We start from the raw sequence: 12479 nt of genomic DNA, 5'->3' as shown, positions 1-12479 counted from the left end.
GAAGTGAAAACAGCATTACTATTTGGCTCAACTGGATTAGTTGGAGGCCATGTTTTAAATCAACTTATTCAGAATGATAATTACTCTAAAATTAAAATATTTATCCGTTCTTCAATAGAATTAAATGATCCAAAAATTGAAATTATTCAAACAGATTTTAAAAATCTAGAAAATCATATAGAAGATATTAAAGGAGACGACTGTTTTTTTTGTATTGGAACAACAAAGAAAAATTCACCAGATAAAAATGAGTATAAAAGAGTAGAACTTGAGCTTCCAAAACAAGTTGCTCAAATAGCAAAATCAAATTTAGTAAATTCATTCATTTTTGTTTCATCAGGTTATGCAGATCCAAAAAGTTCAGGAGATTACTTAAAATTTAAAGGATTAACTGAAGAAGACTTAATAAGACTTAACTTTCCAAAAATTGGAATTATGAGACCTTCTTTTTTATTAGGCGATAGACAAGAGAAGAGAGTAGGCGAGAAAATAGGAATTTTTATATTTAAACTATTGTCTCCTCTATTTTTAGGACCTCTAAAGAAAATGAAGCCCATTCATTCAGAAACTGTTGCTAAAGCTATGATAAAAATTGCAAATGAAAATTTAGAAAAAACTATTTTTGAGTCTGATGAAATAGTTGAATTAACTTCAAGCTAAATTTAGTCTTATTACTGATTTTGCTGCATCAACAACTGCAATTTCAGATGCTATGAATTTCATCTGAAGAATCTCTTCTGCGTATCTTTGGTCTGTTTGCATTTTTAGCCCAAGATCTGGAACCATATTTTTAGCACTTGTATCTATATAACTTAAGAGTTTAACCATAAAATTTGGTAATTCTCTTTTAGGAAGTTTTTTTGCATGGCTTGGAATATTTTTTGCCATTATCTGTGATAATTCAAGAATACTTCTTACTTCAGATCCAACAATCAACCTTCTACCACCAGCACTTTTGTTTTTTAAAGATAGAACATGTGCTTTTGCAATATCTTTTACGTGAGATATCATTACTGAAAACTTTGGTGCAGCTGGAAATTTTCCTTGAAGTAATTGCTTGATATATTCCATTGAAGTACAATTTTTTTCATTCAAAAAATCTCCTAAAACAAAGCCAGGATTGATGCACGTAAGACTATTTTTAAGACCTTTACTTTCCATAAGAGCCCACGCAGCTTTTTCAGCTCTTGTTTTGGATAAAAATAATCAGTGGTTTTATCCCAGTCTAAATCAGTCCAATCATTTTCACCAAATGTATAAGGGTTTGACCTGTTTGGTTTTCTGAACATGCATACTATGGAAGAAGTTTTAACAAAATGTTCAACTCTTGCATGTATTCCAGCATTTAAAACTCTTAAAGTTCCATCTTTTGCAGCTGGAGTAAGCGACTCCCTGTCATTTGAAACTTTTAGAGGGAAAGGAGAGGCTACATGAATTATATATTTGCAGCCTTTTGCAGCTTCATTCCAGCCTTCATCTTTTAATAAATCTAATTCTACAAAAGATAAATTATTAATTGCTACATTATTTTCTTCTAATGTTTTTTTTGTTTGTTCAATTGAATTTGAATTCCTGACAGTCCCTAAAACCTCGTAACTTGAATTTAGTAATTCAATAGCAATATGTTTTGCAACAAACCCACTAATGCCAGTGAGTAATACTTTTTCTGACATTTAATTATGTGAAAGATGTTTTTCAGCCTCTAAAGCTGCCATACATCCCATTCCTGCTGCTGTAACTGCTTGTCGAAAAGTTTTATCTTTAACATCACCTGCAGCATAAACTCCAGGAATGTTTGTTTCAGTAGAATCTGGTTTAGTAATCAGGTAACCTTCTTTATCCATTTCTAATTGATCTTTGAAAAGCTGAGTAGCTGGATCATGACCAATAGCAATAAATAACCCATCTAATTTTATTTCTTCTGTTTTTTCAGTTTTTAAGTTTTTAATTTTTATACCCTTAACATTTTTGGGTTCACTATCACCCAAAACATCTTCAACTACAGAGTCCCAAACAATTTCAATTTTTTTATTTTCCATCAATTTCTTTTGAAGCATCTTTTCAGCTCTCAAACTATCTCGTCTATGAATTAATTTTACTTTTGATGCGAATTTTGTAAGAAACATAGCTTCTTCTACCGCAGCATTACCACCACCAACTACCGCAACTTCTTTGTCTTTAAAAAAGAAACCATCACATGTAGCACATGCTGAAACACCAAACCCTCTAAATTCTTGTTCAGACTTTATATTTAGCCATCTTGCTTGTGCACCTGTTGAAATAATTATGCTATCTGCGGTATATTTTTGTCCACTATCACCCACAGCTTCAAATGGTGTAGATTTTAAATTTACTGAGCCGATATGATCTTCAATCATTTCTGTTCCAACAGCTTTTGCTTGATCTCTCATTTGATCCATTAACCACGGTCCTTGAATTACTTCTGCAAATCCTGGAAAATTTTCTACATCAGTTGTTGTTGTTAACTGTCCACCTGGTTGAGCGCCGTGAACAAGAATAGGATTTAACATTGCTCGTGCAGCATAAACAGCTGCTGTGTATCCGGCAGGACCAGATCCAATTATTAACACTTTTGTGTGTTTAGTTGGATTTTGACTCATATGAAAGCTATATAGTGATAAATGTCTAAATTAAAAGGTTTATTATTAACTCAAGGAATGCATGGAATGATTAGTCAAGTCGAGGGACTTGCAAAGGCACTTGATATTGATTTTGTACACCACAAGGTTGAACTAAAAAATATTTGGAAATTAGTTCCTCCTAAATTTACACCAATTTCTCAAAACGTTTATAAAAAAGTTGAAGATAATGATTTTGATATAATAATCTCATGTGGAAGAAAGAGCGTAATTCCATCTATTCACTTAAAAAGTATTTCTAAAAAAAAGGTTTTTAATATTCATATTCAAGATCCAAAAATAGATTTAAAATATTTTGATTTTGTTGTTGCACCCGAACATGATGGAATTAATGGCGGAAATGTTATTAACACTAAAGGAGCAATTCATTATCTTTCAGAAAGAGAAATTGATGAAAATAAAGATTATTTAAAATCATTTATTAAACAAGATGAAAGAAAAATTTGGTGCTTAATTATGGGTGGGCCAACTAAATACTATGATTATTCAACTAAAAATATGAAACATATTTTCTCAATGTTTTATAAATTAATGAAAAAACATGATTTTCAATTAGTAGTAATCCCATCAATGAGAACCCCAATAAATACAATTCATTATGCTAAAGAGTTTTTTGGAGAAAATCACACAGTGATTATGAATGTGGATAAAAATGCATATTTATCTGCATTGGCTTTATCTGAAAATATCATTGTTACATGTGACTCTAGCTCTATGATTTCAGAAGCTGCCTTAACAGGCAAACCAATTTATGTTGCTAATATTTTACCAAAAAAGAATGACAAAAGATTTCAAAGATTTAGAAATTTATTTAGAGAACTAAATATCACTAGAAACTTAGGTGAAGAAATAGAAAATTGGAACTATGAAAAGCTAGATGAAACGAATAGAGTAGCAAAAATAATAAAAGAAAAAATTCAATCTTAATGTCATTTTTAAATTCAATAAAAAATAATTCAAAAAAATATGAAACACCATTTAATCATTGGGAATATAGTGATGCTTTAAATGAAGGAGCAATTGAAGAGATTGTTAAAGCAGATATCCCAGATTTAAGTCAGCATAATTTAAATTATGATGGAACTAGAGCAATAGATGGTGGTGCTGCTGAGTTTAGAGAAGGTATTTCCTCTGGTGGTAAAGCAATTAAATTTAGATGTTTTGTAACTAAAGAAAATAGTTCACAATTTCCAAATCTTGTAAAATTTATTAATGAGCTACAGTCTAAAGAAACACACGAAACAATATCTAAAATGATCAATAAAGACTTATCTAATTCATTTGTTAGAGTTGAAGTAATTTGTGATAGGGAAGGATTTTGGCTGAAACCTCACTGTGATATCAAAGAAAAACTAATGTCAGGATTAATTTTTGTTAATAAAACAAACGAGTCTGAAGATTTAGGGACCGATTTTTATAATGAAAAATTAGAGAAAGTTAAAACACTGCCTTATAGAAATAACTATGGATATCTATTTACTAGTGGACCAAACACCTGGCATGGTATGGAAAAAAAGAGCATTCTAAAAGAAAGGCGGTGCTTACAAGTAAACTATGTGACTTTCGAAACTGATTGGAAAGTAAATAATTAAAATTTATTTAAAGAAATTAGACCAGATTTTGGATCAATAATTTTCTCATTTAAAGTTGCAACTTTACCAACTGCAAAACCAGCATCTTCAATTACTTTTTTAAAGTCATCCTCTGAAAAATTAGGAGTATTTTCAAAGTTTATAAACGCAACTCCTTCAGGCCATGATACTTCAACATTACCTTCACCTGTTGCAGCTTTAAGTTCTTTTTCTACTTTTGCCTGGCATGCCATGCAAACCATGCCGTCAACAACACCTATCATTGCAACTTCAGCTTTAGCTAAATTTTGTATAAACGTAGTTAGAACTAAAATAGTGAAAAGTATTTTTTTCATGATTGTTAACTTACAATAATCACAAAAATTTAACTTTAAAAGACCCCCATTTTGGGGCTTATGATTATTTTAATTTTAAGTATTACTTATACTTTCATCACTTTGTTAACAAAATACTAAGGAGAGAAATGAAAAAATTAAATACAAAAAAAGGTTTCTCATTAATTGAATTACTTGTTGTAATCGCAATTATTGGGGTACTTTCTGCGGTAGGTATCACAGCTTATACTGGATACACTGCAAGTGCTAAAGAACAAGCTGCAAGAACTCAGTTTTCTCAAACTGTAAGTATGATTAATGCTGAAATGGCAAAATGTTCTTTGGGATCAGGTAATTTTGCTTGGCCAGAGGGCGCTACTAAAGATACTTGCTCTGATGGTGTTGATACAGCAACTGATACAAATATAGCATCATACTTAACTGCTACTAATGGCTTAGGATATAAAAACCCTTATGCTCAAGATGAGGCAGCAGGAACATATGCTAAAGCAGTAGACGACGCTACAACTGATCCAAATTCAGATGGTAGAATTACAATTTTTTGTGCTGATGACGGAGATTGCACTGTTAAACAAGATGTTGGTGATACAATCCTAGCTCAGACTATTAGTTCAGCAACTTAATATAATTTCTAATATTTAGGCGTATATATAATTTATACGCCTAAATAATATTTTTTTTTAACACAAGATGATTAATCCACTTATTTGACTTCAAATATTTAGTTTCATCCATTAATTGATCTATAAAGTAGATACCCAAGCCTCCTGGTTTTATATTGTCCAGACTTCTAGGTTTAATATTTTTTTTATTAACCTTAATCCCATTATCATATAAGTGAATTTGAAATTTTTTATTTTTTAACTCTAGTTCAATTTTGATAATGTTGTTTTTGTTATCTCCTTTATAAGCATGTTTAATTATATTTGTGACAGCTTCATCAACTGCAAGCTGGATATTTTTAATTATTTTTAAATCTACTTCGTAAATTTTCAGAAAATCTTTAATTGTAGCTCTTATTTTTTTAAGATTGCTTAATGTTGCGGGGTAAGATTTTTTCATATGTTAAAAGTACTTAATTTTTATAATTATAAAAGGTTTTAGTCTAAATGGTTACCCAAAATGGGGCTATTGCTTAAATTATTTTTAGATTTACACGTATGATCAAATTTTAATTATCATGAAAAATGTTCCAAGAAACAACACTTACTTATTAGTTTTAATTTTTTTCTTTCATGTATTTAGCGCAAATTCACAAATTTCTTTTGAGCAAATTTTAAAAAATCCGAATGATTTAAAATTAAATTTAAAATATGCAAAAGAACAGGAAGATTTAGGGAATTTTAAGTCTGTAATTTCTACACTAGAAAGATTAACAAGTTTATATCCAGAAAATATTGATCTTAAAATGTATTACTTGTCTATTTCTTTGAGGATTGATTCTGTTGAGAGAACAATACAAATAATTGATGAAATAAAGAACAGTGAACAATTAACAGCAGAAATTAACGCTGAGATAGATATTATTTTACAAAATCTAAATAACACAGCTAATGCAAATGAAAATAAGTGGAATGGATATATTGATATTTCTTTAAGTCATACTTATCACACCAATATCAATAATTTATCAGATTCAGGTACATTTTATGTAAGTGATTCTATTAGTAATTACGCAACTAATGAAATTGAAAACGATACATTAGAAATACCAAGTATTAGAATTGGTGGTTTTAAAAAACTAAGTGATAATTCAAATATTAATCTTAATATTGGATTATCAGATACATATCAAAATAAAGACAAATCTGAAGAAAAAGATTTAAATTCAGTATTTTTAAATCATAATTATTTTAAAGATAAAAACTTATTAAGCACAACTTTTAGTTTTAATAAATCTAACTATAGAAACCAAGCAGATATCAATTCTATCAATTTTGGATTACGGGATAAGTTTTCAATAAATAAAAATCATTTTTTAATTGGTGGGATAAATTATACAAAAAATACTTATAATCAGAACAATACTTTTTCTACAACTAGAGAAAAAAATAATTATTTTGTATCAGGTAACATTGGCTATGAATTTATTTTCTCCAATAACAAATTTTTATTTGATTATAAAGATGGAGAATCTAAGGCAATCGCTGATCAATATGGATATAAACAAGAAAAATATTTAATTAGTTATTCTAGATATTTTGATTTTGGAACATTCAATTTGAGCAAATCTTTTACAGAAAATGAATATGAAATTGCAGATACATTTGTACTTTCAAGCACCGTTCGAGATGATGAATTAGATACGACCTCAATTAGTTTAAATGGAGAATTGGTTAATTTACATTTTTTAAATAAATTTAAATTTTTTAAAGATGTTTATTATAATCTTTCTTTTTCAAAAATTGATAGTACATCTAACATCTTAAATTATAATTATGAAAAAGAAATTCATAATATAGGTTTAACAAAAAGGATAAACTTTTGAAAAAAATATTTGTAATAATTCTAATTTTACTTCTACCGAGTAAACTTTTTGCACAAAAACAGGTGATTGGTACAGTCACGTTAGCAATTGGTGAGGTTAAAACTAATGACAATAGAACTTTAACTGCCGGGGATCCAATTTACTTTAATGATACAGTTATTGCAGGTGATAATTCAAAATCTCAAATTATATTGTTAGATGAAACTGTCATGATGATAGGAGCAGGAACTGAACTGATAATTGATGAATTTGTATTTAATCCTGAAGACTTTGAAGGAAAAATAACAACTACAATAAAGCAAGGTAGTATCAAAGTTTTATCAGGCAAAATTAGTGAAACTAACCCTGAAGACTTAGTGGTAAAAACACCTGCTGGAACTATTGGAACTAGAGGAACTGAATTTCAGGCTTTAGTTGATGACGAAGATGGTGATAGCAAAATACTTCTAATCGGGCCTGGCCCAAATAACACATTAGGTTTAAGACCAGGAGAAGTTGAGGTTTTTAATCAATTTGGAAGTGTAATTTTAGATCAACCTTTTTTATTTACGCAATTTACTCAAGATCAAGCGCCTCAAGAACCTATTGTTATTTCAGAACAAGATTTTAATGATTTTGTAAGAATACTTGAGGCTAGAAATGAGATTTCTGAAGATGAACAAATTCAAGAAGCTGTAAAAGAAGGCCTTCTTATATCTGGAAAAGAAAGTGGAAGTGAATTAGTAGCTGAAGTAATTGATATCGTTTTAAAGAAGGAAGATGGTGGCGCAACTGCAGAAACTTTATCTGCAGCTTTAGGTGTTAGCGTCGAGGAGTTATTTGGTGATGAATATAAAGAAGAATTCGAAAGCGAAAGTGAGGCAAATAAAGTTGTAATTGCCAATGGTGAATTCGGTGATGCAATTGCTATGATCACTAGATATGGGGGGACAGATCAGGGTTATTCAACTTATGCAGACCTTGCTGGCATAGCATCTGGAACTTATACTTATGAGGCAACTGGAGTTAACGGAGCTGCAGCAACGGGTGCTGGAAGTGGAACAATAGATGCGTCAGTTGTAATTGATTTTTCAGCAAAAACTATAACACAAACTGTTTCTGGTTCTGTTGCTTTAGGTAGTAATGCAACTCGTACATTTGATAGTATTTCAAAAGCACACTCTTATTCCACTTCCTCAAATTCTGAAATTGCAAATTATCAAAATGTAAATATTGCCAGTAACGGTTCAGCAAGTCTCGACAATACTGATTTTGGTAGCAATTCCCCACAAGCTGGATTGTCAGATAATGCAGCTGGCTATGATAATACTGAAGATAATAATTATTTTTTGAGTAATGATTTCAGAGCAAGCAATATTCAATTAGGTTCGGGAATAAATAATGAACCAATAGCATTTGCAGGTCATATAAATATAGTTGTGGAGGATCTTGATAAAAATGGAGATATGGAAAATCAATTAAGTTTCTCAAGAACTGGGATTACTCCTAAAAAAGATTAGCAAGACCCCCCATTTTAGGGAGTATAATAAAAATCATCAAATATTTAAATTGTAATGTTTGATATGTTTAAAAATATTAGCAGAAGAGATTTTTGTAAGTGTTGTGGATCGATAGCACTATCAACTTTTTTCATTAATTTTGCAAAAGCAAATTCTGATACAAATCAATTAATTTATGGGAATATTGTTATTAACGGTCAAAAAATTGATAAAAATTCAGAAATCAATTTTGATAATTTAAGTGAATTAGAGACAAAAAGCGAATTAGCATTGGTACAAAATAATCAAAACGGTTTTTTAATTAGACCAAATTCAAAAATAAAATTTTTCAAAAATAAAATTCAAGAACTTGTAAAAGGTAGTTTTCATGGAGTGTTTGGTAAACAATCATCAGAGCTACAAATTAAAACTCCAAGAGGTACCATTGGTATTAGAGGTACAGTTACTTATGTTGAATATGAAGAAAATTATGACAGAACTTATGTTTGTAACTGTTATGGAAATACAGTGATTTATAATTCTAAAATGAAAGAATTAATTAGTCTTGAAAGTAAATATCATTCTCCTGTAGTAATAGATAAAAACCAAACAATTAAAAACTCGCCTTATAATATTCCATTAAATCATTATGATGATAATATTAAATCTATTGAAAATAAACTAGGAAGAAAACCAAGATGGAAATTACCAGAAGGTAAAATGATATTTTTTGCACCAACAAAAGAAAAAGTAAAATTTAAGTGAGTAAAAAATTTCTTAGTTTAATAGCGATTTGCTTTCTAATTGTAGTTTATAATTTTGATACTAATTTAAAAAAAAGAATTGGTTTTTTGAATTATGATCTCTATCAAAATATTTTTGAAGAAGATTTTTCAACTAATAAAGTTGTAATTGTAGATATAGATGAAAAAAGTATAGAAAAAATTGGACAATTTCCGTGGAGGAGAGATGTCTATTCAACAATTTTAGAAAATCTAAACTCTGCAGAAGTTTCTGCTATTGCATTTGATATTTTTTTTAGTGAGGAGGATACACAAAATCCTGTAAAAATTTTTGAAGAGTTCAATCTTAATAGTGAAAATATACTTAATAGCGATGAATTATTTTTAAATACTATAAAAAATAGCAATGTTATTTTGCCCCTAGTAGGAGCCACGAAAGAGGTTAAAAAAAATAACTTTTCGCCTAAAGCCAATATTATTGCAAAAGGCGAAGATCCTTTAAATTATTTGTATAACTATCTAGGTTATATCTCTTCTTTGGATAAATTTAATAATGCAGCAAAAGGACTAGGATCAATTTCAATTATAGATAGTGAGGATGGAATACTAAGATATGTACCTTTAATTTTAAACATTGATAACGAAATAATTCCTTCCTTATCGCTTGAAGCTGTTAGACTTTACAACAAAGAGAAAAGTTATCTTATTCAAACAGACCAAAGCGGAATTCAATTAATAAAAACAAGAAGTACAAATTTTTTAACTAATGAAAACGGATTAAACTTTGTTAAATTTAAAAAAATACCAACAAATACCTATGTTTCAGCATCAGATATTTATGAGGATAATTTTGATCAATCAAATCTAAAGGACAAGATTGTTTTAATAGGATCTTCTGCAGAAGGCGTTTTTGATTTAGTTAAAATACCAACAGGTAAAATTGTTCCAGGTGTACAAGTTCACGCAAATATAATTGAAAATATTTTATCTAAAGATTTTTTAAAAATTAATTATGTAACTAAAATTGCTGAAAACATTATTTTATTGATTAGTTTGATAGTGATTTTGATAATTGCGAATTATTTTAAACCGATTTATTCAATATTAAATTATATTTTATTAATAATAATTTTATTCTCGATTAGTATTTTATTTTATAAAGAAAATTATTTTGTAGAAGTTTATAATATTATTTTATTTAACTCCTTATTATTTATTTATCTTTTATATTCTAGATTTGTGGAAGAAAATAAATCCTCAATAGAAAATGAAAAAAAACAATTAGTCTTAAAGAAAGAGCGAGAGATTGCTGGGGAAGTTCAAAAGAAACTATTCCCAATTGAAAAAAATATTGAAAATTTTGTGTATGCTAAAAATGTACCTGCAAGAGACGTATCAGGAGACTATTATGATTATATCAAGGTATCAGATGAAGAAATTTATTTTACTTTAGCAGATGTGTCTGGAAAAGGTATTAAAGCGGGTATGTTGATGGCTAACGCTTCTTCTGTGTTCAAATCTTTTTCAAAATTAAAATTTCCAATTAACCAGCTTGCACAAAATATTAACAATCAAGTAAAAGAGTCTTCTTACAAAGGAATGTTTATTACTGCAGTCATTGGAAAATTAAATATTTCTTCTAAAGAAGTAGAATTTGTAAACTTTGGACATGAAAGTATTATGTGTTTCGATAAAAACAAAAAATCTTTTTCTTATTTAAAAGCAGAAAGACCTCCATTGGGACTTTTAAGTATAAAAGACCCTCAAACTATCAAAACAACCAATATAAATTTAAAAGATAAAAATATTTTTATTTACACTGATGGTGTTACTGAAGGTTATATTGAAGGTGATAATGAATTTACAGTAAAAGGGGTAGAGGATGAAGTTCTAAAAAACAGCTCATCCGATATTAAAGAAATAATTGATCGAATAACTAATAAGTTAAATAATAGAGAAAAATTAAGGGACGATATTACAATGATGGGGCTACAATAAATAAGCAAACTAAAAAAACACTCATAATTGTAAAAACTAATTTCTTTTTAATCGAATCTTTTTCAATCTTTTTTGAATTTAATTTATAAAGCTCATTGATATCTACTTTTTTATCATGAGGAGTAGTGATATTATTTATTACTATTTGATCCCAATTTTTATTCTTTAAAAGTGATTTTTGAATATTATTCATTAATCAACCAACCCTTTTTGCTGAAGTCCTTCGAGGTATTTTTCCATTGTTATCATTCCATCTTGAGCAGATGTTTGAAGAGTTGATGTAATTTGAGCTGTTTTTCCCTCTCTAATAAGGTTTCTTATTGCAGTTGTTCCTGTCATCACCTCAAAACAACCAATTCTTCCTCCACCTTTTTTCTTTAAAAGTTGCTGAGATAAGACCATTCTAATTGATCCAGCTAACATTGATTGAGCTAGCGTTTTTTGAGATGGGGGAAATACATCTAAAATTCTGGTTACCGTAGATGATACATTGCTAGCGTGAAGCGTTCCAAATACTAAATGTCCTGTTTCTGCAGCAGTTAGAGCAAGAGATATTGTTTCTAAATCCCTCATTTCTCCAACTAGGATTACATCTGGGTCTTGTCTTAAAGCAGATTTTAAAGCTCTTGCAAAACTTCCAGTATCTTTTCCAACTTCCCTTTGCGAAATAATACTTTTTTTAGATGGATGCACAAATTCAATAGGGTCTTCAATAGTAATTATATTTTCTGCTCTATTAGAATTTATTTGATCTATCATTGCTGCAAGAGAAGTGGACTTTCCTGATCCTGTTTGACCTGTAACAAGCACTAACCCATTTTTATGTTTGATAGCATCCATTACAGCTGGAGGAAGACCAAGTTTTTCCATTTGAGGTATTTCACTTACAATTTTTCTTAAAACCATACTTGGTCCATTTGTAGTGTAATAACCATTTGCTCTGTATCTGTAATCACCCACAACAACAGCAAAATCTAAATCTCTACTGTTAACAATTTCCTGAAGTTGTGATTTATTTAAGTGACTTTTCCAAAAATTTTCTAATTCTTGACGACTAATAATATCATCTTCAAAAACTAAAATTGATCCATTTTCTCTAAGTGCTAGAGGTTGATTAGATCTTATATGAAAATCTGATAGATCATAGTTAGTTGCATAATTAGAAATTTTTTCATCCAAACTCAT

General features: G+C 29.2%; 15 protein-coding genes. 8 read left to right on the top strand and 7 right to left on the bottom strand.

What is annotated here, in order from left to right; translation table 11 throughout:
* Positions 1 to 3 precede the first annotated feature (3 nt).
* A complete protein-coding gene (locus ACTTAX_RS04160) occupies positions 4 to 660 on the top strand; it encodes an NAD(P)H-binding protein (protein WP_440693100.1) in 657 nt (218 codons plus the stop codon).
* On the opposite strand, the gene ACTTAX_RS04155 is transcribed toward ACTTAX_RS04160, so the two are convergent.
* Genes ACTTAX_RS04155 through trxB form a run of 3 tightly spaced genes read right to left on the bottom strand, consistent with a single transcriptional unit; the run spans position 652 to position 2621 of the window.
* A complete protein-coding gene (locus ACTTAX_RS04155) occupies positions 652 to 1161 on the bottom strand; it encodes a hypothetical protein (RefSeq protein ID WP_440693098.1) in 510 nt (169 codons plus the stop codon). The genes ACTTAX_RS04160 and ACTTAX_RS04155 overlap by 9 nt on opposite strands.
* Positions 1104 to 1673: an NAD-dependent epimerase/dehydratase family protein gene (locus tag ACTTAX_RS04150; protein WP_440693097.1), complete on the bottom strand. Its 570-nt coding sequence runs from the start codon at positions 1671 to 1673 to the stop codon at positions 1104 to 1106. The genes ACTTAX_RS04155 and ACTTAX_RS04150 overlap by 58 nt, the downstream gene beginning before the upstream one ends.
* A complete protein-coding gene (trxB, locus tag ACTTAX_RS04145; protein ID WP_440693095.1) occupies positions 1674 to 2621 on the bottom strand; it encodes a thioredoxin-disulfide reductase in 948 nt (315 codons plus the stop codon). It lies immediately after the preceding gene.
* Positions 2622 to 2642: 21 nt separating this feature from the next.
* Between trxB and ACTTAX_RS04140 the strand changes: the two genes are divergently transcribed.
* Positions 2643 to 3587, top strand: coding sequence for a mitochondrial fission ELM1 family protein (locus ACTTAX_RS04140; RefSeq protein ID WP_440693093.1), 945 nt, complete (start codon positions 2643 to 2645; stop codon positions 3585 to 3587).
* Entirely contained in the window at positions 3587 to 4252 is a 666-nt protein-coding gene (locus tag ACTTAX_RS04135; RefSeq protein ID WP_440693091.1) for a hypothetical protein, read from the top strand. Before ACTTAX_RS04140 ends, ACTTAX_RS04135 begins: the two co-directional genes overlap by 1 nt.
* Here the strand turns inward: ACTTAX_RS04135 and ACTTAX_RS04130 are convergent.
* Complete coding sequence (locus tag ACTTAX_RS04130; RefSeq protein WP_440672698.1) at positions 4249 to 4587, bottom strand: heavy-metal-associated domain-containing protein; 339 nt, start codon at positions 4585 to 4587, stop codon at positions 4249 to 4251. The genes ACTTAX_RS04135 and ACTTAX_RS04130 overlap by 4 nt on opposite strands.
* Before the next feature lie 128 nt (positions 4588 to 4715).
* Between ACTTAX_RS04130 and ACTTAX_RS04125 the strand changes: the two genes are divergently transcribed.
* Positions 4716 to 5210 carry a type II secretion system protein gene (locus tag ACTTAX_RS04125; protein ID WP_440693089.1) on the top strand — a complete coding sequence of 165 codons (495 nt, stop codon included), beginning with the start codon at positions 4716 to 4718 and terminating at the stop codon, positions 5208 to 5210.
* Positions 5211 to 5250: 40 nt separating this feature from the next.
* On the opposite strand, the gene ACTTAX_RS04120 is transcribed toward ACTTAX_RS04125, so the two are convergent.
* Positions 5251 to 5649 (bottom strand): ATP-binding protein, encoded by a 399-nt coding sequence (locus ACTTAX_RS04120; RefSeq protein ID WP_440693087.1) that lies wholly within the window; start codon positions 5647 to 5649, stop codon positions 5251 to 5253.
* 118 nt (positions 5650 to 5767) lie between these two features.
* On the opposite strand from ACTTAX_RS04120, the gene ACTTAX_RS04115 reads away from it, so the two are divergent.
* The 4 genes from ACTTAX_RS04115 to ACTTAX_RS04100 are packed head-to-tail and all read left to right on the top strand — an operon-like array spanning position 5768 to position 11294.
* Positions 5768 to 7075 carry a hypothetical protein gene (locus ACTTAX_RS04115; protein ID WP_440693085.1) on the top strand — a complete coding sequence of 436 codons (1308 nt, stop codon included), beginning with the start codon at positions 5768 to 5770 and terminating at the stop codon, positions 7073 to 7075.
* The gene (locus ACTTAX_RS04110; RefSeq protein WP_440693083.1) at positions 7072 to 8574 is read left to right on the top strand and encodes a FecR family protein; all 1503 of its coding nucleotides are present in this window, start codon (positions 7072 to 7074) and stop codon (positions 8572 to 8574) included. The genes ACTTAX_RS04115 and ACTTAX_RS04110 overlap by 4 nt, the downstream gene beginning before the upstream one ends.
* 54 nt (positions 8575 to 8628) lie before the next feature.
* On the top strand, positions 8629 to 9318 hold the full coding sequence (locus ACTTAX_RS04105; RefSeq protein WP_440693081.1) for a hypothetical protein: 690 nt from the start codon (positions 8629 to 8631) through the stop codon (positions 9316 to 9318).
* Positions 9315 to 11294 (top strand): CHASE2 domain-containing protein, encoded by a 1980-nt coding sequence (locus tag ACTTAX_RS04100; protein WP_440693079.1) that lies wholly within the window; start codon positions 9315 to 9317, stop codon positions 11292 to 11294. Before ACTTAX_RS04105 ends, ACTTAX_RS04100 begins: the two co-directional genes overlap by 4 nt.
* Here ACTTAX_RS04100 and ACTTAX_RS04095 read toward each other — a convergent pair.
* Both ACTTAX_RS04095 and ACTTAX_RS04090 read right to left on the bottom strand, forming a co-directional pair.
* Positions 11272 to 11487 (bottom strand): hypothetical protein, encoded by a 216-nt coding sequence (locus ACTTAX_RS04095; RefSeq protein ID WP_440672894.1) that lies wholly within the window; start codon positions 11485 to 11487, stop codon positions 11272 to 11274. The two genes, ACTTAX_RS04100 and ACTTAX_RS04095, sit on opposite strands and share 23 nt — an antisense overlap.
* The gene (locus ACTTAX_RS04090; RefSeq protein ID WP_440693077.1) at positions 11487 to 12479 is read right to left on the bottom strand and encodes a type IV pilus twitching motility protein PilT; all 993 of its coding nucleotides are present in this window, start codon (positions 12477 to 12479) and stop codon (positions 11487 to 11489) included. Before ACTTAX_RS04090 ends, ACTTAX_RS04095 begins: the two co-directional genes overlap by 1 nt.

It is taken from the genome of Candidatus Pelagibacter sp. HIMB1695 (assembly GCF_052047655.1).
Lineage (GTDB): Bacteria > Pseudomonadota > Alphaproteobacteria > Pelagibacterales > Pelagibacteraceae > Pelagibacter.
This window is presented reverse-complemented; position numbering and strand designations above follow the sequence as displayed.